Origin of the sequence: Halomonas sp. EF61 (assembly GCF_040147045.1) — a bacterium.
Lineage (GTDB): Bacteria > Pseudomonadota > Gammaproteobacteria > Pseudomonadales > Halomonadaceae > Halomonas > Halomonas litopenaei.
Window position 1 is genome coordinate 732,527 of the sequence record NZ_JAMSHM010000002.1, and the last position, 21,721, is coordinate 754,247.

The following is a 21,721-nucleotide window of genomic DNA, read 5'->3' on the forward strand; positions in this document are numbered from 1 at the left end:
CGCATGTCGATCGCCAATGCACTCGTCCCGGAGCATTGCCCTGGCCCACGCCGGGGCAGTAAGCTGAACCTTCAAAGCCACCCAAACACGGATTCTTCACGCCTTGAGCCAGCCATCGACCCAGGCCAACCGCATCATCACGCTCAACCTCGAACCCAACGAGCCCCGCCGTCTTGCCAACCTGTGTGGCCAGCGCGACGAGCATCTGAAGCTGATCGAAAGCCGGCTCGGCGTCACCCTGCGCAACCGCGGCAACATGTTCCAGCTGGCCGGCCCCGGCGCTCGCGTCAAGGCGGCCGCGAACCTGGTGGAACACCTCTATCGTGAGGCCGAGGCCACCGAGCTGACCCCGGACACCGTGCACCTGTTCCTGCAGGAAGCCGGCATCGAGGCCCTCGACGAGGACGCCGAAGAAGACGCCGGCGAGGGCGAGGTGCTGATTCGTACCCCGCGCACCCTGATCAAGCCGCGCGGCCTCAATCAGCAGGGCTACGTCACCAGCATCCGCAACCACGACATCAACTTCGGCATCGGCCCCGCCGGCACCGGCAAGACCTACCTGGCGGTGGCGGCTGCGGTGGAAGCGCTCAACCAGCAGCAGGTGCGACGCATCCTGCTGGTGCGCCCGGCGGTGGAAGCCGGCGAGAAGCTCGGCTTCCTGCCCGGTGACCTTGCCCAGAAGATCGATCCCTACCTGCGCCCACTGTATGACGCCCTGTACGAGATGATCGGCTTCGAGCAAGTCGCCAAGCTGATCGAGCGCCAGGTGATCGAGATCGCGCCGCTGGCCTATATGCGCGGGCGCACCCTGAACAATGCCTTCATCATTCTCGACGAGAGCCAGAACACCACTCGCGAGCAGATGAAGATGTTCCTGACCCGCATCGGCTTCGGCTCCACCGCGGTGATCACCGGCGACGTGACCCAGGTCGACCTGCCCAAGGGCCAGAGCTCCGGCCTGATCCAGGTACTCGATGTGCTCAAGGACACCGCCGGTATCGGGGTGACCCACTTCGCCGCCAAGGACGTGGTTCGCCACCCGCTGGTGCAGCGTATCATCGAGGCCTACGACCTGTTCGAGGCCAACCAGGAAGCCGAGGAGCGCGCCCGCCGCGAGGCGCGTGCCGAAGAGCGCCGGCTGGAGCGTGCCGAGCGTCTACAGTCCATGAACGGTGACGGAGACGCCCACCGATGAGCGCCTGCGTGGACCGTCAGGTGGCCAGCGAGGCCAGCGACCTGCCAGAGGCCGATGACCTCGAGCGCTGGGTCGACGCCGTGCTGGCCCACTACCCCGAACGGGCGGAGTCGGAACTCACGATTCGCCTGGTCGACGCCGACGAGAGCCAGACCCTCAACCGTGACTACCGTGGCAAGGATGCCCCGACCAATGTCCTGTCATTCCCCTTCGAGGCCCCGCCAGGCCTCGAGCTTCCGCTGCTTGGCGATCTGGTGATCTGCCATCCGGTGGTCGTGCGCGAAGCACGCGAGCAGGACAAGTCGCTGATCGATCACTACGCTCATATGGTCGTGCACGGCACCTTGCATTTGCTGGGCCATGACCATATCGAGGATGAGGAGGCCGACCTCATGGAAGGCCTCGAGCGCAGTATCCTTGCCGGCCTGGGCATTGACGACCCTTACGCCCCGCCGGCCCCATCTCCGGATCCCGGTAGCGAGGACGAGAGAGCCGACGCATGAGCGAAGACCGATCGAGTAGCCAGGCCCCCAACAAATCCTGGTTCGACAAACTCTTCAGTGCCCTGTCCAGCGACAGTGACGAACCCAGCTCGCGAGAAGAGTTGCGCGAATTCCTGCGCCAGGCGGGCAGCCGCCTGAAGCTTGAGCAGGATGCCATGACCATCATCGAAGGCGCCCTGAACATCAGCGACCAGCAGGTCAGGGAGGTGCTGATTCCGCGCTCCCAGGTCACCGCCCTGGAGCTCGATCAGCCGCTGGAAGACTACCTGCCGATCATTCTCGAGACCGGTCACTCGCGCTACCCGGTGATCGGCGAGAACCTCGACGAGGTCAAGGGCATCCTGCTGGTGAAGGACCTGCTGCCGCTGCTGCAGGGGTCCAGCGACGACCGCCCCTTCCAGCTCGAAGAAGTCCTGCGCCCTGCCATGTTCGTGCCCGAGTCCAAGCGCCTCAACAGCCTGTTGAAGGAGTTCCGCGACACCCACAGCCATATGGCGGTGGTGGTGGACGAGTACGGCGGCACCGCCGGGATCGTCACCATCGAGGACATCCTCGAGGAGATCGTCGGCGACATCGAAGACGAGCACGATACCGACGAGGAAGAGGACATCCGCCAGCTGGGCGATGACCGCTACGCGGTGCGAGCCCTGACCCCCATCGAGGACTTCAACGAGCGCTTCGGTACGCGCTTCTCCGACGACGAGTTCGATACCCTGGGAGGACTGGTGATGCAGCGTTTCGGCCACCTGCCGGCGCGCGGCGAACATACTCTGATCGGGGGCTGGCGCTTCACCGTGCTCAACGCCGACAATCGGCGTATCCGGCTGCTCGAGGTCGAACCCGAAAGCCGTACCGACGACTGAACCCGTGCGTCCCCGTCCGGGGACGCCTTGCCTTTCTCGCCCACACCAAGGATGGACCCCATGCTCGAGCGAGTGCTCGGCGGCAGGGCCGGCTACCTTGCCGCCCTGATTGCCGGAGGGCTGACGACCCTCGCCGCCGCCCCCTTTTCCTGGTGGTGGCTGGCCCCGCTGGCCGCCGCCCTGGTCTACGCCGGTCTCTATCGTCGGGGCGCACGCCAGGCGCTGCTGCGCGGCTGGTGTTACGGCCTCGGACTGTTCGGAAGCGGCGCCTCCTGGGTCTACGTATCGATCCACGACTATGGCTACACCAGCGCACCGCTGGCGTTCTTCCTGACCGCCCTGTTCGTGGCCAGCATGGCGCTGTTCGTCGCCTTGCCGATGGGGCTGTTCCGTCGCCTGATGCCGGCCCGCCCCACCGCGCTGGCGGGCGGGCTCGGCTTCGTCGGCTTCTGGGTACTGATGGAGTGGATCAGGACCTGGCTGTTCACCGGCTTTCCCTGGCTGCTGCTCGGCAGCACCCAGGTCGACTCACCGCTGTCGGCGCTGGCGCCCCTGGGCGGCGTCTACCTGCTGTCGCTGGTGGTGGCGGCCAGCGGTGTGCTGCTGACGGAGCTGGCGCGGCCACGACCGCTGGCCGCCCTGCCGCTGGTGGCCCTGTGGGGCCTGCCCTGGCTGCTGCCGAACCAGTGGACCTCGCCCACCGGTGATCCGCTGAACGTGGCCCTGTTGCAGGGCAACCTGCCCCAGGAGATCAAGTGGCTGCCAGAAGGCCAGCGTCAGGCGGTCAATACCTATCTGGGCATGACCGGTGACCTGGAGGCGACCGTCCCGGTGGAGCCGGACATCGTCATCTGGCCCGAGGCCGCCCTGCCGATGTTCGAGGACCAGGCCGAGCCGATCATGGCCCGCGCCCAGGCGGCGCTGGCCCCCGAGACGGCGCTGCTGACCGGTATCCTCCAGCGCGACGCTGACGGGCGCTTCTTCAACGCCGTGAGCGCCTACGGCAACGCCAGTGGCGCCTATCGCAAGGCCCACCTGGTGCCCTTCGGCGAGTACCTGCCGCTGGAAAGCCTGCTCAGGGGTGCCATCGCCTTCTTCGACCTGCCGATGCCTGCCATGACGCCGGGACCGGATACGCAGCCGCCGATGACCGCCGCCGGTCACACCCTCGGCAACGCCATCTGCTACGAGATCATCTACGCCGACCTGGTGGCCGAGCGTGCCCGTGATTCGGAACTGCTGCTCACCGTCTCCAACGACAGCTGGTTTGGCGATTCGATCGGCCCCCACCAGCACCTGGAAATGGCCCGGCTGCGCGCCCTGGAAAACGGCCGCTACGTGATGCGTGCCACCAGCAATGGCATCACCGCCATCATCGACGATCAGGGCCGCCTGCTCGACCAGCTGCCCCAGTTCGAGACGGCACGCCTGGACGGTCAGGTGCAGCCGATGCAGGGGCTGACGCCCTTCACCCGCACCGGTAGCTGGCCCACCTGGCTCGTCGCCGGGCTGATGCTGCTGGCGGGCGCACTGTGGCGCCGACGGGACTAAGCCAACGCAAGCCGACGCAAGCCAACGACCGTCGACGCCGCTCTGGCCGCGAACGACATTCACCACAAACGACAACGCCGCGAGGGCCTGAGCCCTCGCGGCGTTGTTGTGTTGCAACCGTGTTGCCACCATGTTGCAACAGTGCGGATTAGTGTACGAGCGTCAGGCGGGTATCAAAGGCCAGATGCGTTCCTCGGATACCCTCCTGCCTGTCACGCTGACGAACGTTACTCGGCGGCCTCGTCGTCCTCCGCCTCGCCCAGCACTTCAGGGATGCTGGTCTTGACGAAACGCCCCGGCGCGGGCTCCAGCAGCGGCAGCTCACCGCCACCAGGCTCGCGGGCATCGACCATCTTGTCGGCGTCCACGTAGCCACCCTTGACCATCCACTCCTGCCAGTGGGGCCACCAGGAACCTTCATTGGCCTTGGCCCCGGCCAGCCACTCTTCGTGGTTGTCGGGTAGCTCGTCGTTGGTCCAGTAGCCGTACTTGTTCTTGTGCGGTGGATTGACCACACCGGCGATATGGCCGGAGCCCCCCAGCACGAAGGTCACCGGGCCCTTGGGCAACAGCGCGCCGTAGTAGCTGCTGTTCCACTTGGCGATATGGTCTTCCTTGGTGGCGATGAAGTAGCTCGGCGTCGACACCTTGCGCAGGTCGATCTTGACGCCGTCGAGCTCGACACCGCCTGGCTCGACCAGCTGGTTCTCCTGATACAGGTGACGCAGGTACCAGCCGTGGGTGCCCGCCGGCAGGTTGGTGCCGTCGGTATTCCAGTACAGCAGGTCGAAGGCCGCAGGATCCTCGCCCTTCAGGTAGTTGTTGACGTAGAACGACCAGAACAGGTCGTTCTCCCGCAGCAGGTTGAACGAGTAGGCCATGACGCGGCCATCCAGGTAACCGTCCTGCTCGAGCTTGGCTTCGATGCCCTGGAGCACCGGTTCGCTCAGGAAGACGCCGATCTCGCCGGGGTCACGGAAGTCCTGCAGGGTCGCCATGTAGGTCACCGACTTGGCCTTGCGCCCGCGCCGGGTGCTGGTCAGGTAGGCCATGGTCGAGGCCGTCAGGGTGCCGCCGATGCAGTAGGACAGGAAGTTGGCCGACTTCTCGCCGGTGGCCTGCTCGATACCGTCCAGTGCCGCGATCGGACCAAGCTGCATGTAGTCCGCCCAGGTCAGATCGCGCTGCTCCGGTCCGGGGTTGCGCCAGGAGATCAGGAACACGGTGTGGCCCTGGTCCACCAGCCACTTCACCAGCGAGTTTTCCGGGCGCAGGTCGAGCACGTAAAACTTGTTGATCCAGGGTGGCACGATCAATAGCGGCGTCTTGAACACCTTCTCGGTGGTGGGCGCGTACTGGATCAGCTGGATCAGCTCGTTTTCCATCACCACCGCGCCTTGTGACACCGCGATGTTTTCACCGACCTCGAAGGCGCTGCGATCGGTCATGGTGACGTTAAGACCCTCGGCCGAGTTGGCCAGGTCCTCGCGCAGACGCGACAGACCGTCGACCAGGTTCTGGCCCCGGGTCTCGAGGGTCTTGCGCATGACTTCGGGATTGGTGGAGACGAAGTTGGTCGGCGACATGGCGTTGACCATCTGACGCGCGTAGAAGGACAGATTACGCTTCTCGCCGGGGCTCAGATCATCGAGCTTGTCCACCAGAGTCTCGACGGTGTTCGAGAACAGCAGATACTGCTGCATGATGGCGTTGTAGCCAGGATCGCTGGTCCAGGCCTCGTCCTTGAAGCGGCGATCGCCGCGGGACGGCGTCACCAAGGGCTCGAAGGCACCGCCGCTGGCCGCTGCCATGGCCTGTTGCCACAGCGCCATCTGATCCTGCATCAGCTTGGCCTGGGTCTCCCATAGCAGGGTGGGATTGCGCATCAGCGATTCGGCACCGGCCTGGAAGCTGTTGCGAATGTCCTCCATCACCGAATCCGCTGCGTCATTGGGCACCATGCGCGAAAGGAAATCTTCCATCAACGCCTGGTACTCGGCGCCCAGCACCGATAGCTGGTTGCCCCATTCCTCCGGGTTGTCCGCCGCCTGATCACCTGCCGCCATTGCGTTCTCCTCTGGCCTGCCCTGCAAAAAAGGGTGGACCACCGTCGGCCTCGCGGCGTCGCAGCTATCCACCCTCGTTTCGTCATCGTTGTTGGGGGGCGAGTCGGCCGCCGCCGTCTATACCGTCGTGCGGCAGGCGCTTCACGCCAATGCCTGCACTCGCCTGCGGCCGCTCACTCGTTGGCACGTCCAACAGTACTCTTGTCTCAGGTGCGCTTGCCTCAGGTGCGCTTGCCTCAGGTGCGCTTGCGGCTGGAGGTCGCCTTGGCGGTTCCGCCGGTCGACTTGCTGGCGCTGCTGGTCTGAGACGAGGCCTGGGAGGCCGCCTGTGAAGTCGCCTGGCTGGCCTGCTGGGTGGCCTTTTCGGCTGCCTCGGTGACCTGCTGGGTGGCCTTCTCGACCGCCTCGGTCGCCTGGTCGCGGGCCTGGGTCGCCTGATCGGCAAGCTGCTGGCCGGACTCGGCAAACAGCGACTCCAGTTCGCTCTTGAACTCGAGGCTCATTTCGCTCATGGCGCGGGCATCTTCGAGCATCTGCGCCGACAGTTCGTTGAGCATCTCGGCCTGACGGGTAGAGAAGTCGCGCAGCCCCTCGGCGTCGTTGATCGCGGTGGCTTCACGCATGCGCTCGGTACCCATCTGGCTATAGCGCTTCATCGACTCCATCTGGTACTGGGACATCTTCTGCATGTTGTCCAGCATCAGGGAGTTGAGTTTGCGCATCGGCTCGAAGAACTGACGAGTCTGCTCGTTGAAGTTGTCGAACATCTTGTCTTGCATGACCGAACCTCCTGGAATCGTGTCGATGGTGTCTGTCCACTCGGCAATCCGCTGCCACTGTCCGCAGGGCGCCTCCGTCCAGGAAGCATGCTGAGGACAGCGTTGTTGCAGCGCAACAAACTCAGTCTGGCACACCCTCGGTGACAACGCCATGACAGGCGTCGCCTCCTGCGCGATTGTGCATCAAGACGCCCCGCACCCTCGCCATCGGCGAATCTGCCCTCCCCGTCATACCCGAGGCCGCTTTCCTGCGGGCCCCTGGCAGGCACTTGACGAGCACCTGGCTAGCTCTTGCCGCCCTTGGCGCTGCGCGAGCTGGCCTTGGCCGCCCCACTGGACCGCGGCGCCGTGGAGCTTGACGCCTCCTCGGCCTTGTCATCCTTGGCAGAAGACCCCTTGGCGCTCTGGGCGGCCTGGGTCAGCATATCCATCATCATCTTCTGATAGTTGCCGAAACTGGCAAGCCCCTGGGACAGTCCCTGCTGCAGCGCCGGCTGTTGCAGGAACGGCTGCATCAGGCTCATCGGATCGTAGCCTTCGACACCGGACTCCATCTGCCGATGAATGCGATCGAGCAGGTCCTGCTGGAAGGCCTCGATATTGGGAAGCCCCAATGCCTGGCGTAACTCTTCCGGGGTCAGATCGAATTCGACGTTGATCTTCATGCTGGCCTCGTGATCCTTGTATGGCGGTGTGTGGCGCCGGTAGCCCGCACTATCGGGCGCAAAGATGCCTGCATCCTGCACCTTCCCTGCCACCGTTACTTGAGTGTAGCAGTCCTGTCATGCTCTGCGATTCAGCGTAGCCGTGGTGTGCTGACTCGCACATCACTGTTCTGTGCGCGATGACGCAGCAGGTGGTCCATCAGGGTCAGCGCCATCATCGCTTCGGCGATGGGCGTGGCACGAATCCCCACGCAGGGATCGTGGCGTCCCTTGGTCACCACCTCCACCGGGTTGCCATCCACGTCGATGGAGCGCCCAGGAATGGTGATGCTGGAGGTCGGCTTGAGCGCCAGGTGAGCGATCAGCGTCTGGCCGCTGGAGATGCCTCCCAGTACGCCACCGGCATGATTCGACAGAAAACCCTCCGGGGTCATCTCGTCACGGTGCTGGCTGCCACGCTGGGCCACGCTGGCAAAGCCGTCACCGATCTCGACGCCCTTGACCGCGTTGATGCTCATCAGGCCGTGGGCCAGTTCGGCATCGAGGCGGTCGAACACCGGCTCGCCAAGCCCGGGCGGCAGCCCTTCGGCGGTGACGGTGATCTTCGCCCCCACCGAGTCCTGGTCACGGCGAAGCTGGTCCATGTAGGCCTCGAGTTCCGGCACCCGTTCGGGGTCGGGACAGAAGAAGGGGTTGTCGTTGACCGCTTCCCAGTCACGAAACTCGATGGCCAGCTCGCCCAGCTGACTCATGTAGCCACGCACCACGATGCCCTGGCTCGCCAGGTACTTCTTGGCGATGGCCCCGGCGGCCACCCGCATGGCGGTCTCGCGGGCACTGGAACGTCCGCCACCGCGATAGTCGCGCTCGCCGTACTTGTGGTGATAGGTGTAGTCGGCGTGGGCCGGCCGGAACTGGTCCTTGATCTTCGAATAGTCCTTGGAGCGCTGGTCGGTGTTCTCGATCAACAGGCCAATCGAGGTACCGGTGGTGCGCCCCTCGAACACGCCCGACAGGATCTTCACCTGATCAGGCTCACGACGCTGGGTGGTATGGCGCGACGTGCCTGGACGGCGACGATCCAGGTCGGCCTGCAGATCGGCCTCGCTGAGCTCGATGCCAGGCGGGCAGCCATCGACGATGGCGCCGAGCGCAAGCCCGTGACTCTCGCCGAAGGTGGTGACGGTAAACAGCTTGCCGAAGGTATTGCCGGACATGGGCGCTCCTCTATTGTTGTGCAAAGGACGCCGCATGGGCGTCGAGTTCTTCGGCGGTGAGGGCGAACACGCCCTGGCCGCCGCGCTCGAATTCGAGCCACAGGAAGGGAACCTCGGGGAAGGCCGCTTCCAGATGATGATCGGAGTTGCCGACCTCGACGATCAGCACGCCGTGGTCGCTGAGGTGCGCTCTTGCCTCGCGCAGGATACGTCTGACGATATCAAGGCCATCGCTGCCCGCCCCCAGCGCCAGCGCCGGCTCATGACGGAACTCCTCCGGCATGGTGGTCAGGTCGCGGATATCGACGTAGGGCGGGTTGGACACGATCAAGTCGTAACGCTGCCCTTCCAGGCCATCGAAGACGTCGCTGTGCACCGCGCGCACGCGCCGGCCTACGTCGTGGCGATTGATGTTCTCACGGGCCACCGCCAGGGCGTCCTGGCTGATATCGGACAGGTCCACCTCGACGGTAGGCAGATACTCGGCGCAGGCGATGCCGATACAGCCCGAGCCGGTGCACAGGTCGAGGATGCGCCGAGGCGGCTCCTCGGGGAACCAGGCCTGAAAGCCCGACTCGATCAACTCGGCAATCGGCGAGCGCGGAATCAACACCCGCTCGTCCACACTGAACACAAGCCCGGCGAAGAAGGCCTCGCCGAGCAGGTAGGGCAAGGGCCGCCTGTCGCTGATCCTGGCGCGCACCAGGCCGACGATGCGCTCGCGTTCCATCGGCAGCAGCCGCGCATCCAGCACGCCGGGGTCCACGTTCCAGGGCAGATGCAAGGCGCCAAGCACCAGGGCCACCGCCTCGTCCCAGGCGCTGTCTGTGCCGTGGCTATAGGTCAGCCCCGCCAGGTGAAACTCGCTGGTTGCCCAACGCAGACAGTCGCGCAGGGTGAAAAGGCCGTCGGCCAATTCAGCGTCGGGGAGCGCCAGCGTCGAAGACCTGGAAGTGGACGGAGAGGAGGAAGAGTCGGCCAAGAGGGCATCCTGTCGATCGGGTTCAAGAAGAGGCGTGCGCCAGGATCGCATGGACCATCACCGCCTTCGACGACCTTCACGCGAAGGTCCCTTCCGTTCCAGGGGCGAAGGCAGATGCAAGATCCTGGATAGCGATATAGATAGAGATCGAGATAGCGATATAGATGGCTATCTGACTCGCAAGGCATTGTATCCGTGCCGGCGGTTCACTGCCACGGCCACCACGGTATACTGGGCCTCCCTTTTACCGGACCCGAGGACCCCATGAGCCAGCGCCAGCCACCGCCCGACGACGAGATCAGCGCATTTCGCCAGGCCCTGGAGCAGGCAGGTGTCCGTCGTATCCGCCACAACCGCGCCGACACCGGCAAGCCGCGTCCGACCACCCGTGCCCAGCGAGATCAGGCCGCCGCCGCGCGCCGCGCTGCCGCCGTCAGCGCGGGTGATGACGTGGCCACCGGGCGCACCTCGGATGGACGAGTCGAGCCGGTACGCCCATCGGAGTATCTGGACTTTGCCCTTCCCGACCTGCCCTATCGCACCCGTAGCCAGTTGAAGCGCGGGATGATCGGCTGGGAAGGTGGTCTGGACTTGCACGGCTACAGCCTCGAGGAGGCTCGCTCGGAACTCGAGAGCTTTCTGCGTGACTCGGTGGCCAGTGGTCATCGCTGCGTGATCGTGGTCCACGGCAAGGCCTGGGGCGCCACCGCCGACTATCCGGTGATCAAGAGTCACGTCAATGCGTGGTTGAGAGAATGGCCAAGCGTACTGGCCTTCTGTTCGGCCACCGACGCCGAAGGTGGCACCGGTGCGGTTTACGTGCTGTTGAGACGGCGCGGACAAACGCCCTGAGGCCCTGTCACGAACGACCGTCAATGTGTGGCTTTCCATAAGTTCAGGAGAATGGCCAAGCGTGCTGGCCTTCGCTTTCTCAACCCCTGCCACCGACGCCGAAGGCGGCACCGGTGCGGTTTACGTGTTGCTGAGACGGCGCGGACAGACGCCTTGAGTCCCCCGCGGCAACGGCTGGCTCTCTAGAAATTCAGGAGAATGGCCAAGCGTACTGGCCTTCGCTTTCTCAACCCCTGCCACCGATGCCGAAGGCGGCACCGGTGCGGTTTACGTGTTGCTGAGACGGCGCGGACAGACCCCCTGAAGCCCGATCACAAGGTGTATTGAGCCACCGAGGTATTGTAGAGACGGCGCGGACAGACGCCCTGAGTCAGCCTGCTGGCTTTTCAGTCTGCTCGACGATACCGCAGGTCTCGATGCGATCCAGCGCCTGGCAGGTCAGGTGACGCCCCAGACGGATCAGATCCCTGGCACGGTGGAATTCGAAGGAGCCGCAGACGGTCTTGGGTATCTCCACCAGGATGTCCGGCGGATAGCCCGCCTCCTTGTAGCGCGCCAACGCGGCCTGGGTGATGTCGAAGGAGGTCAGGATGGTGGCCAGCCGCCCCCAGTCCTTACGCCCCAGCGCGGCATTACCGCGCTCGGCACGGTCGGCTTCGGCCTCCGATTCGGCGCTTTCCTGAAAACGCCGCGCCATCAGCGCACCGCGTCGATCGCCCCTGCGGCGTTCTCCGTTGGTACCTTTACCGCCCCGGGCCTCATCGCAGCTCGGGCACTCCACCGGCAGCAACTCCTCGAGAGAGACAAGGTTGGGGCTGTTGGCGGTGACGTTGACCGCCATCACCAGGTCCGCGTGGACCGAGACGTTGGAGATGATCGGCAGCGGATTGAGCAGACCGCCATCGACCAGCAGCCGAGGCCCATCCTCGACCGGCGTGAATACCCCGGGAATGGCGATGGAGGCACGGATAGCCTTGAGCAGGGACCCCCGCTGAAACCACACTTCTCGCTGGCGCATCAGGTCGGTCGCCACCGCGGTGAAGGGAATGGGCAGGTCCTCGATGGCGACGTCACCGATAAACGACTCGATCTTGCTCATCACCTTCCTGCCCTGCATGGCACCCATGGAGGTGAACGACATGTCGAGCAGACGAAGTACACCGAAGGAGCCCAGCTCCTCGACCCACTGACGGTAGGGCTCGAGCTTCCCCGCAGCAAAGATGCCCCCGACCAGGGCGCCCATGGAGCACCCCGAGATCGCCACCACTTCATAGTCGCGGGCGACCAGTTCCTGCAGCACACCGATGTGGGCATAGCCTCGGGCACCACCACTACCCAATGTCAGCGCAATGCGCTTGCCGCTCGATCCCGGGGGACAATCGTGGCGATAGACGGTCATGGCAATGCCCTCCTGCTGCGGATTGGCCGCGCGGGCAGCGCTTGAACAGCGCATGCCTCGCACTCGCAGGCCTGTCTATAAGCTTAGACTAACCCACCGTGGAAAAGCTTACGCGGCCTGTCACGGCGCAGCGGCCAAGACTCATCCACCGACCGGCTGCCAAGATCGTCTTTTCGATCAAGGTGTTGCGGACAACGCCTCGACGATGGCATCGGCCACCGCGGGGGCGTGCTGCGGCGAGGCATGAAGATGGTGTCCGCCCTCCAGCACGCGACGGGTCAGGCGGTGAACGCGTGCTCGCGAGGCCACCCCTCGTGGACGTTCCCCGAGAATACCGTCACGCCCTTCGACCAGCAGTACCTCGCAGGCAATAGCCTCGAGCAGATTGGCGACCTGGTCATCGGTCAGCCGCACGGGGGAGGGGCGCAGCAGGCGCGGGTCGGTGCGCAGCCGCAGGCCGCCCTCGTCGCAGGGGGTCAGGTTCCTGGCCACGATGTCGCGCACCGTCTCGGCATCCACCGGGGTGGCGCCACCGGCGACCCGCGCCGCCACCGCGGTATCCAGATCGGCATAATGAGGAATCCGCGAGCGACGGCGACGCTGGGCCCGCAACGAACGCCCCAACTGGCCAGCGGTATCTTCAGGTGGGGTGGTCAAGGCCCCCAGACCGTCGATCAGCACCAGGCGCTCGATGCGTTCGGGCCAGGCCGCGGCGACCAGGCAGGCCACCCCGGCGCCGAGGGAGTGAGCCAGCACCGGGGCACTATCCAGTCCGAGATCATCCAGTGCATCGAGCAGGTCGTGGCAGTAGTCCCAGATGGCGTAGTCGTAGTCACCGGGCAGCCGCTCGGAGTGGCCATGGCCGGCCATGTCGATGGCCACCAGGCGTATATCGAGCCGTTCGGCCAGTACCGGCGCTAAACGCGCAAAGCTTGCGGCGTTGTCGAGCCAGCCGTGCAGCGCCAGCCACACCGGCGCCTCCGTGCGTCCCCAGGCCAGTGCGGCCAGGCGCCCCTGTGCCAGGCGAAGCGCTTCTCCCGCTGGCTTCATTGCGTTGTCCCTTCGCCCAGCAGACGGTCGATTATGGCCAGCAAGGCGCGTCGCGTTGCCTCGGGCTGCTCCATCGGAAACATATGACTGCCGGGCACCCTGTCCAGGGCGATACCGCGCCGGCTGAGACGTCGGCAACGTGCCTCGGTCAGCAAGTCAGACGTCTCCCCTGCCAGCACACCCAGAGGTACTCGTACCTCCGTGGGCAGACGATCCAGATGGTGGGGCAGATGACGGAAGATCTCGACCTCGATATCCGGGTCATAGCTCAACACCACCGCGCCGTCCTCCAGGGTCGTGGTGCCGGCGTCGATGTAGTCGTCCAGTGCCTCTTCGGTGAAGCTGCGAAACAGGCCCTTGCGCCGAAGTTGAGCGCGCATCGCATCACGGCTTTCCCAACGGGTACGGCGCCCCTTGCTCTTGCCTGCCGGCGTCACTCGATCCACCATGCCGAGCCACTTGCTGACGCGCATGGCCAAGGCGTCGATGCCCAGCATCAGCGGCGGGTCGAGCATCACCACCGCCTGGAACCGCTCCGGCTCCAGGCGCGCCGCCATGGCGGTGATCACCCCGCCCATGGAGTGGCCGACACCGATAAAGGGTCCGGCCAGGTGACGGGTGCTCTCGAGGTATTCATCACGCAATGCCAACCAGTTGTGGCCCACGGGAAAATCGGGATGGTGGCCCAGGCGATCGAGCGGCTGGACGTCGAAGCGCTCTGCGAGTGGTGCCAGCAGGCTTCTGTAGCTGCCGCCGGGAAAGCCATTGGCGTGGGCGAACAGCAAGGTTGGGGTATCTGGCATGATTCTGTCTCATCCGATGAGAGGCGGCGACCCGCCGCTGTAGCCTTGGCAGGCTAACGGCATTACCCTAGGCCGCCAAGTGAACCAAAGCCTAGATTCCCCGGAATTCCCCCTGACTCCCCGCTACCAAGGAGCAACGCGTGTCCCGTAAACCCGCCCGCGATACCCGCCTGCGCAACCGTCTGTTCTTCACCACCGTGGCCGTGGCGGTGGTCATCGGACTCTGGCTGGCGCGCTGATATCTCTCCCTGACCCCGTCTCACTGCCGCTGACTTGCCGACCCTGTCTCGCTGAAAAGTGATGATGGCGTGCGTTATGAGCCAAGCCCTGCCGCGCCACCTCTCGTGCCCTCCCCCGACGTCCTGGCGTCCCTCCCTGGCGAAGGGTTAGCTTCAGGGACTGTCGACGCGGCAGCGCCAGCATCGAACGTCAGGAATCAGAAGGAACGGGCGCGCTCGATCAACTGCTCGAGCTGCTTGCGCTCATCATCGCTTGGCATTTCCAGTGGGGCACGCACCGCGCCGGACGGACGGCCAATCAGGTCGGTGCCGGCCTTGATCAGGCTGACGGCGTAGCCTGCCTTGTGGTCGCGCAGGGCGACAAAGGGCAGGAAGAACTCGCGGGAGATCTTGCGCACGGTGTCGCTGTCACCGGCACGCAGGGCCTTGTAGAAGGTCACCGCCATGTCCGGCACGAAGTTGAACACCGCGCTGGAGTAGGTGTTTACGCCCACCGCCAGGTAAGCCTCGGCGATGATCTCGGCGGTGGGCACGCCCCCGACGTAGGCCAGTCGGTCGCCGACGGTCTTGATCACGCGGTTGAGCGCCTGCATGTCGCCCTTGCCGTCCTTTAGCCCCACCAGGTTGGGGTTGGCGTCGGCCAGCCGCTTGGCGGACTGAGCGTTGAGCACGCCGTTGCCACGGTTGTAGTAGATCACGCTGACGCTGGTGGACTGGCAGATCCGGCTGGCGTATTCCACCAGGCCGTCCTGGGGACACTCTGTCAGGTAAGGCGGCATCAGCAGGATACCGTCGGCGCCCTCTTCCTCGGCGATGCGGGCGAACTCGGAACCGGTGGCCACGCTCAGACCGGCGCTGGCGATCACCGGCAGCTTACCATCGACGACTTCCACGGCCAGACGGACGATCGCACGGAATTCCTCCAGCGACAGGCTGAAGAACTCGCCGGTGCCACCGGCGACGAACACCGCCGAAATCTTGTGGCTGATGAACCACTCGAGACGCGCGCGATAGCTCTCGGCGTCGAAACGTCCTTCGGCGTCGAAGTCCGTGACCGGAAACGACAGCAGTCCATCGCTGATCGCCTGCTTGACCTGGGCATGGGAAAATTTCACCGAAACGTCCTCCTGTCTTCGTCGTGAACGGACATGAGGGTTTCGATTCCCGCCATGTCATACATCATACAAAGCATAAGCTAGACGTCGGGACGCTGACTGACAATAGCCCCTGTGGTAACTTTAGACCAAAGTTCACACTCCTGTTTCACCCGCCGCAATGCCGACGAGAGACTCGAAGCGGGCCCCCGGGGCCATCCGACACCCTCTCCCTGGAGGCCCAAGGACGCGCCCATGTCATTGATCGATGTCTTCCTGTCGACGCTCAACATCAGCCTGCCGGTGTTTGCCATGGTGTTTATCGGCCTTGCGCTCAAGCGACTCGGCTGGATCGACCAGGCCTTCGTCAATACGGCGTCGCGACTGGTGTTTCGCGCCACCCTGCCGGCCATGCTCTTTCTCAGCCTGATCCGCGCCGATCTGGAACGCACCCTGAACCCCTGGATGCTGGCCTTCTTCGCACTGGCCACCATTGCAAGCTTCGTGCTCGCCTGGGGCTACGCTGCGCTTCGGGTCAAGCGTCACCAGCGCGGGGTCTATGTACAGGGCGCCTTTCGCGGCAACTGCGGAGTGGTCGGCCTGGCACTCGCCCACGGCATGTACGGCGAGGTAGGGCTATCGCTGGGGAGTCTGCTGCTGGGGGTGGTAATTCTCTGCTACAACGTGCTGTCGGTGGTGGTGCTGGCGGCATACCAACTGGACGAGGACGGCCGGCGCAAGGCCATCGACTGGAACAGCATCTTCCGCCATATCCTGACCAATCCGCTGATCCTGGCGGTGGTGGTCGCCACCCCCCTGGCGGCGCTGCAGGTCAGTCTGCCCGAGTGGATCGAGACCACCGGTGACTACTTTGCCTCCTTGACCCTGCCGCTGGCGCTGATCTGCATCGGCGCCACCATCTCCACCCGGGCGCTCAAGACCAGCTATCGCACCGCCGTCAGCGCAAGCCTCGCCAAGATGGTGGTGATCCCGCTGGTGGCCACCCTGGCGGCGCTGGGGCTTGGCTTTCGTGGTGCCGAGCTGGGCGTGCTGTTTCTGTTCTTCGCAAGCCCCACCGCGGCGGCGGCCTTTGTGATGGCCAAGGCCATGGGCGGCGATGAAATTCTGACGGCCAATATCATCGCCCTCACCACCCTGGTGGCCAGCATCAGCGTGACGGTGGGGGTCTTCGCCCTGCGGCTCAACGGGCTCATCTAGTTCAGCCCTTGGCTTCAGTCCCCTCGACCACCTCGAACTGCTCGATACCGCCGCCCTCGCGGGTGGCCTCTGCCGGCAGCGGGTTGGCGTGGGCACGCTTGAAGTCGTCGCTGCCGACCCAGGCACGAAACGCCGACTGGCTCTCCCACTGGGTCTCCACCACGTAGGGCGCCTGGTTGCCCAGCGGCCTCAGCACACGCATGGCGACAAAGCCCGGCTGCTTGTCGATCTCTCCGGCGCGACGGCGAAAGCGCTCTTCGAACTCGTCCTCGAAGCCCGGATTGACGAAGATGCGGTTGTTGACGAAAAAGCTCATGGGCGTCCCTTCAGGTGAAAGCCCGCCAGTGACGGGCCCGTTCTATCGAGTGCGAAATATGTCAGACACGTCGCTCGCACCACGCCAACCACTGCGGTCAGGGTCAGCGAAGTGACGATGGCGTGGTCATGCCCACCAGCCGCGCACAACCAGCGGCTCTGACGTCGGCTTCCAGTTCGGCGATAGCCGCGGTGACAAAGCCCACCCCGGCCCCTGCCCTGCCCTCCGCCAGCAGCCCGGTCAGGGCCGCGACCAGCGGCATATGGCTGACCAGCAGCAGCGGACCCTCGTCACTTTCCAGCGTCAGCCAGTCCACCACGGCCTCGGGGGAATCGTCGGGGGTGATGATGTCCAGGGTATCGAGACTCACCTCGTCCGGCAGTGCTTCCAGCACCAGGGCGGCGGTCTGCTGAGCACGCACGTAGGGACTGGCCAGCACCTTGAGCCGGCCCCAGTCGATGTCGTCACGACTCGCCAGCCAGCGGCCCATGGCGCGAGCTTCCTCCTCGCCGCGGGTGGTCAGCCTGCGCGCCTCGTCGGGAAAGCCTGGAGTGGCCTCGCCGTGACGCATGATCCAGAGTCTATCCGCCATTCTTGGCCTCCGTCTGTCGCCGGTCCTGCTTGACGTCCTCGCGGGGGAGTACGAACTCGACGTCGCTGCTCTGCTCGCCGCGCATCAGCAGCTTGGCCATGTCACGGGCCGGCACGCCGCGAAACAACACCTGATAGAGCCCTTCCGCCAACGGCATGTAGACGCCTTCGGCATCGGCCTTGTCGCGCACCAGCTTGACGGTATTGACCCCTTCGGCCACCTGGCCGAGAGACGCCACCGCCTCGTCCAGGCTCTGACCCTTGCCCATCGCGAAGCCGACGCGATAGTTGCGCGACAGTTCCGACGAGCAGGTCACGATCAGGTCGCCGACGCCGGCCAGCCCCAGGAAGGTCATCGGATTGGCGCCCTGGGATACGGCGAAGCGGCTCATCTCGGCCAGCGCACGGGTCATCAGCATGCTGCGGGTATTCTCGCCCATGCCCAGCGCCGCTGCCATGCCGGCGGCGATGGCGTAGATGTTCTTGAGCGCACCGCCAAGCTCGACCCCGTAGCGGTCATTGCTGGCGTAGACGCGGAAATAGTCACAGCCCAGCGCCGCCTGCACCCGCGATCGCGTCTCGGCGTCGTGGCTGGCGATCACCGTGGCGGTGAGCTGCTTCTGGGCCACCTCGGAGGCCAGGTTGGGCCCGGACAGCACGCCCACGTGGGCAAACCCCGTCTCGTCCTCGAGGATCTGGCTCATCAGCTTGAAGCCATCCTCCTGGATACCCTTGGTGGTGCTGACCAGAATCTGCTCGGGCTTGAGCCAGGGACGTGCCTGGCGCACCACCTCGGCGAAGGCCTTGGAGGGAATCGCCACCAGCACCAGGATGGCCTCCTCGAGCACCCACTCGAGTTCGGTGGACGCCTCGACCCTGGGGTTGATGGCGTAGTCGGGCAAGTAGCGCGGATTGCGATGATCACGATTGATGCTTTCCACCAGCGCGCCGTCCCTGAGCCATTGGCGCACGTGGAAGCCGTTATCGGCGGCGATGCTGGCCAGAGCGGTGCCGAAGCTCCCGCCCCCCAGCACCGCCACCCTGGTGTCCATGTCGGTCATGCTTGCTCCGCAGTCGATGAGTCTTGGTGGATTGTACCGAATCTGACGTCACGACGAGGGATCTCGTCGCCACTTTGACTGACCTGGTGCCACAACGAGCAACGCCCCTCGAAAGGGGCGTTTATTTGCGCCCTAAAAGAGGGGCGTCTTCGGGCCCCTGTGAAGAGGGGCGTCTTCGGGCCCCTACAAGGAGGGGCGTCTTCGGGCCCCTCTAAAGAGGAGCCCTGAACTACACGCGGCTCAGTTCAGTCGATCAGCGGAATCAGCGAATCGATACTGGCCCGAGCATCGCCGTAGAACATCCGGGTGTTCTCCTTGAAGAACAGCGGGTTCTCAATGCCCGAGTAGCCGGTTCCCTGACCACGCTTGCACACGAACACCTGCTTGGACTCCCACACCTTGAGCACCGGCATGCCGGCGATGGGGCTGTTGGGGTCTTCCTGGGCGGCCGGGTTCACGATGTCGTTGGAGCCGATGATGATGACCACGTCGGTGGAAGCGAAGTCATCATTGATCTCATCCATCTCCAGCACGATATCGTAGGGTACCTTGGCCTCGGCCAGCAGCACGTTCATGTGGCCCGGTAGACGACCCGCCACCGGGTGGATGCCGAAGCGCACCTCCTTGCCGGCGGAGCGCAGCTTGCGCACCAGTTCGCTGACCGCGTTCTGGGCCTGGGCCACCGCCATGCCATAACCCGGCACGATAATCACGCTGTCGGCGTCGTTGAGGGCGCTGCTGACGCCACCGGCGTCGATCGACACCTGCTCGCCCTCGATCTCCTGGGCCGGCCCCTGGGTACCGCCGAAGCCACCGAGGATGACGCTGACGAAGTTGCGGTTCATCGCCTTGCACATGATGTACGACAGGATGGCACCGGAGGAGCCCACCAGCGCACCGGTAACGATCAGCAGGTCATTGGACAGGGTGAAGCCGATAGCGGCCGCGGCCCAGCCCGAGTAGCTGTTTAGCATCGACACCACCACCGGCATGTCGGCGCCGCCGATGCCGAGGATCAGGTGCCAGCCGATGAAGAAGGCGAGCAGCGCGATCAGCAACAGGGTCCAGAAGCCGGCACCGTTGAGGTAGGCGATGGCCAGCACCAGCGAGAGAATCGCCGCACCGGCGTTCAGGGCATGACCGCCGGGGTACTTCTTCGGCTTGCCGTCGATCTTGCCGGCCAGCTTGCCGAAGGCGATCACCGAGCCGGTGAAGGTCACCGCACCGATGAACACGCCCAGCACCACCTCGACCTGCAGGAAGGTCAGCTCGGCAGGTGTCTTGTAGGCCAGAGTAGCGGCGAACGCCGACAGGCCGTCGAGGGACTCACCGGCCGCCTTCAGCGCCAGCACCCGGGCACGTTCCATCTCGGCGTTCCAGCCGACGAACACCGCCGCCAGACCGACGAAGGAGTGCAGCGCCGCCACCAGCTGCGGCATCTGGGTCATCTCGACCCGCTTCGCCACCATGGTGCCGACCACGGCACCGACGATCATCAAGGGGATCATCAGCCAGTAGTTGCCGATGTTCGGGCCGAGCATGACGGAGAACACCGCCAGGCCCATACCGACGATGCCGTACCACACCGCGCGCTTGGCCTTTTCCTGATTGCTCAGTCCCCCCAGCGAGAGGATGAACAGCACACTCGCCGCGATCGCCGCGGCGGTTACGAATTGTTGTCCTAGCATTTCGTCTCTCCGCGGTTCAGGACTTCTGGAACATGGCCAGCATCCGGCGTGTCACCAGGAAGCCACCCACGACGTTGATGGAAGCGATCAGCACCGAGATGCCCGCCAGCAAGGCGACCAACCAGCTGCCCGAGCCCACCTGGAGCACGGCACCGAGGATGATGATCCCGGAAATCGCATTGGTCACCGCCATCAGCGGCGTGTGCAGAGAGTGACTGACGTTCCAGATGACCTGAAAACCGACGAAGCAGGCCAGCGCGAAGACGATAAGGTGCTGCATGAAGGATGCAGGGGCCACCAGACCGAGCAGCCCCATGACGATGCCGCCGACCGCCAGCATGGTGACCTGGCTCTTGGTCTGCTTCACGAAGGCAGCGTGTTCGGCAGCCTTGCGCTCCTCCGGTGTCGGCTCCTTCTCCTTGGGCTTCGGCTTGGCCGCGGCGATGGCCTTGACCTTGGGCGGAGGCGGCGGAAAGGTGACCTCACCCTGGTGGGTGACGGTAGCGCCACGGATCACGTCGTCTTCCATGTCGTGAACGATCTTGCCGTCCTTCTCCGGCGTCAGATCGGTCAGCATGTGACGGATATTGGTCGAGTACAGCAGCGACGACTGGGTGGCCATGCGCGACGGGAAGTCGGTATAGCCGACCACGATGACGCCGTTGTCGGTGACCACGCGCTCATCAGGCTTGGTCAGGTCGCAGTTGCCGCCCTTCTCGGCGGCCAGGTCGACCACCACAGAGCCCGGCTTCATCGCCTTGACCATGTCCTCGAGCCACAGCTTGGGAGCCGGGCGTCCGGGGATCAGGGCGGTGGTGATGACGATATCCACCTCGGGGGCCTGCTGACGGAACAGCTCGAGCTGCTTTTCGCGGAACTCGGGGCTGGAGGGCGCCGCATAGCCACCGCTTTCGGAGCCGTCCTGGGAGTCCTCGAAATCGAGGAACAGGAATTCGGCGCCCATGGACTCGATCTGCTCGGAAACCTCGGGGCGCACGTCGAAGGCACGCACCACCGCACCGAGGCTGGTGGCGGTGCCGATGGCGGCAAGACCGGCGACGCCGGCACCGATGATCAGCACCTTGGCCGGCGGCACCTTGCCCGCGGCGGTGACCTGACCGGTGAAGAAGCGCCCGAACTGGTTGCCTGCCTCGATCACCGCGCGATAGCCGGCGATGTTGGCGGTGGAGGACAGCGCATCCATCTTCTGGGCGCGGGAAATCCGCGGCACCATGTCCATGGCGACGACGCTGGCACCCTTGTCCTTGCAGGTCTCGAGCATCTCCTCGTTCTGGGCCGGCCAGAAGAAGCTGATCAGGGTCTGGCCCTGGCGCAGCAGGTCGGACTCTTCCTTCTGTGGCTCGCGCACCTTGACGACCACGTCGGCCTGCTCGAATACCGCCTCCATGCTGTCGACGATAGTGACACCGGCCTCTTCATAGGCGGCGTCGGTAAAGCCGGCAAGCTCACCTGCGCCCGTCTCGATCAGGCACTCGTGACCCAGCTTCTGAATGTGTCCGGCGCTCTCGGGCGTCAGCGCGACACGCGCCTCGCCCTTATGCCGTTCCCTTGGTGCTCCTATCTTCACG

At 64.8% G+C, this 21,721-nt stretch carries 20 protein-coding genes; 6 read left to right on the forward strand and 14 right to left on the reverse strand.

All coding sequences use genetic code 11. The features are described 5' to 3' along the window. Window positions 1-103 precede the first annotated feature (103 nt). From NFI08_RS12125 to lnt, 4 genes are read left to right on the forward strand one after another with little or no spacing between them, the layout of a single operon-like run. The gene (locus NFI08_RS12125; protein WP_045991788.1) at window positions 104-1,195 is read left to right on the forward strand and encodes a PhoH family protein; all 1,092 of its coding nucleotides are present in this window, start codon (window positions 104-106) and stop codon (window positions 1,193-1,195) included. Continuing rightward, window positions 1,192-1,698 (forward strand): rRNA maturation RNase YbeY, encoded by a 507-nt coding sequence (gene ybeY / locus NFI08_RS12130; protein WP_108449786.1) that lies wholly within the window; start codon window positions 1,192-1,194, stop codon window positions 1,696-1,698. The genes NFI08_RS12125 and ybeY overlap by 4 nt, the downstream gene beginning before the upstream one ends. Then, window positions 1,695-2,561, forward strand: a complete 867-nt coding sequence (locus NFI08_RS12135) for a CorC family transporter (RefSeq protein WP_045991790.1) — start codon at window positions 1,695-1,697, stop codon at window positions 2,559-2,561. Before ybeY ends, NFI08_RS12135 begins: the two co-directional genes overlap by 4 nt. 60 nt (window positions 2,562-2,621) lie before the next feature. After that, on the forward strand, window positions 2,622-4,112 hold the full coding sequence (gene lnt, locus NFI08_RS12140) for an apolipoprotein N-acyltransferase (protein ID WP_108449787.1): 1,491 nt from the start codon (window positions 2,622-2,624) through the stop codon (window positions 4,110-4,112). Window positions 4,113-4,339: 227 nt separating this feature from the next. Here lnt and phaC read toward each other — a convergent pair whose 3' ends face one another. The 5 genes from phaC to prmB all read right to left on the reverse strand — a co-directional run bounded on the left by phaC (window position 4,340) and on the right by prmB (window position 9,821). Further along, window positions 4,340-6,178, reverse strand: coding sequence for a class I poly(R)-hydroxyalkanoic acid synthase (gene phaC / locus NFI08_RS12145; RefSeq protein ID WP_045991792.1), 1,839 nt, complete (start codon window positions 6,176-6,178; stop codon window positions 4,340-4,342). Between the two features lie 236 nt (window positions 6,179-6,414). Then, complete coding sequence (locus NFI08_RS12150; RefSeq protein WP_045991793.1) at window positions 6,415-6,957, reverse strand: phasin family protein; 543 nt, start codon at window positions 6,955-6,957, stop codon at window positions 6,415-6,417. 284 nt (window positions 6,958-7,241) lie between these two features. Further along, a complete protein-coding gene (locus tag NFI08_RS12155; RefSeq protein WP_045991794.1) occupies window positions 7,242-7,622 on the reverse strand; it encodes a hypothetical protein in 381 nt (126 codons plus the stop codon). A 131-nt stretch (window positions 7,623-7,753) separates the two neighbouring features. After that, entirely contained in the window at window positions 7,754-8,839 is a 1,086-nt protein-coding gene (gene aroC, locus NFI08_RS12160; protein ID WP_108131481.1) for a chorismate synthase, read from the reverse strand. Window positions 8,840-8,849: 10 nt separating this feature from the next. Next, the gene (gene prmB, locus NFI08_RS12165; RefSeq protein ID WP_231498478.1) at window positions 8,850-9,821 is read right to left on the reverse strand and encodes a 50S ribosomal protein L3 N(5)-glutamine methyltransferase; all 972 of its coding nucleotides are present in this window, start codon (window positions 9,819-9,821) and stop codon (window positions 8,850-8,852) included. Between the two features lie 264 nt (window positions 9,822-10,085). On the opposite strand from prmB, the gene NFI08_RS12170 reads away from it, so the two are divergent. After that, complete coding sequence (locus tag NFI08_RS12170) at window positions 10,086-10,673, forward strand: Smr/MutS family protein (RefSeq protein ID WP_045991797.1); 588 nt, start codon at window positions 10,086-10,088, stop codon at window positions 10,671-10,673. 370 nt (window positions 10,674-11,043) lie between these two features. Here NFI08_RS12170 and NFI08_RS12175 read toward each other — a convergent pair whose 3' ends face one another. From NFI08_RS12175 to kdgD, 4 genes are all read right to left on the reverse strand, one after another. Continuing rightward, a complete protein-coding gene (locus NFI08_RS12175) occupies window positions 11,044-12,072 on the reverse strand; it encodes a patatin-like phospholipase family protein (RefSeq protein ID WP_045991798.1) in 1,029 nt (342 codons plus the stop codon). Window positions 12,073-12,249: 177 nt separating this feature from the next. Next, on the reverse strand, window positions 12,250-13,122 hold the full coding sequence (locus tag NFI08_RS12180) for an alpha/beta fold hydrolase (RefSeq protein ID WP_108449788.1): 873 nt from the start codon (window positions 13,120-13,122) through the stop codon (window positions 12,250-12,252). After that, the gene (locus NFI08_RS12185) at window positions 13,119-13,925 is read right to left on the reverse strand and encodes an alpha/beta fold hydrolase (protein ID WP_108449789.1); all 807 of its coding nucleotides are present in this window, start codon (window positions 13,923-13,925) and stop codon (window positions 13,119-13,121) included. The genes NFI08_RS12180 and NFI08_RS12185 overlap by 4 nt, the downstream gene beginning before the upstream one ends. A gap of 436 nt (window positions 13,926-14,361) precedes the next feature. Next, complete coding sequence (gene kdgD / locus NFI08_RS12190; protein WP_108449790.1) at window positions 14,362-15,279, reverse strand: 5-dehydro-4-deoxyglucarate dehydratase; 918 nt, start codon at window positions 15,277-15,279, stop codon at window positions 14,362-14,364. A gap of 234 nt (window positions 15,280-15,513) precedes the next feature. On the opposite strand from kdgD, the gene NFI08_RS12195 reads away from it, so the two are divergent. Continuing rightward, complete coding sequence (locus NFI08_RS12195; RefSeq protein ID WP_108449791.1) at window positions 15,514-16,476, forward strand: AEC family transporter; 963 nt, start codon at window positions 15,514-15,516, stop codon at window positions 16,474-16,476. A 1-nt stretch (window position 16,477) separates the two neighbouring features. On the opposite strand, the gene NFI08_RS12200 is transcribed toward NFI08_RS12195, so the two are convergent. The 5 genes from NFI08_RS12200 to NFI08_RS12220 all read right to left on the reverse strand — a co-directional run bounded on the left by NFI08_RS12200 (window position 16,478) and on the right by NFI08_RS12220 (window position 21,720). Next, entirely contained in the window at window positions 16,478-16,792 is a 315-nt protein-coding gene (locus tag NFI08_RS12200; RefSeq protein ID WP_108449792.1) for an antibiotic biosynthesis monooxygenase family protein, read from the reverse strand. Window positions 16,793-16,895: 103 nt separating this feature from the next. Next, on the reverse strand, window positions 16,896-17,384 hold the full coding sequence (gene sixA, locus NFI08_RS12205) for a phosphohistidine phosphatase SixA (protein WP_108449793.1): 489 nt from the start codon (window positions 17,382-17,384) through the stop codon (window positions 16,896-16,898). After that, a complete protein-coding gene (locus tag NFI08_RS12210; protein WP_045991813.1) occupies window positions 17,374-18,444 on the reverse strand; it encodes an NAD(P)H-dependent glycerol-3-phosphate dehydrogenase in 1,071 nt (356 codons plus the stop codon). Before NFI08_RS12210 ends, sixA begins: the two co-directional genes overlap by 11 nt. 245 nt (window positions 18,445-18,689) lie before the next feature. After that, window positions 18,690-20,132, reverse strand: a complete 1,443-nt coding sequence (locus NFI08_RS12215; protein ID WP_045991814.1) for an NAD(P)(+) transhydrogenase (Re/Si-specific) subunit beta — start codon at window positions 20,130-20,132, stop codon at window positions 18,690-18,692. A gap of 16 nt (window positions 20,133-20,148) precedes the next feature. Further along, a complete protein-coding gene (locus NFI08_RS12220) occupies window positions 20,149-21,720 on the reverse strand; it encodes a Re/Si-specific NAD(P)(+) transhydrogenase subunit alpha (RefSeq protein ID WP_108449794.1) in 1,572 nt (523 codons plus the stop codon). Between the last annotated feature and the right edge of the window lies 1 nt (window position 21,721).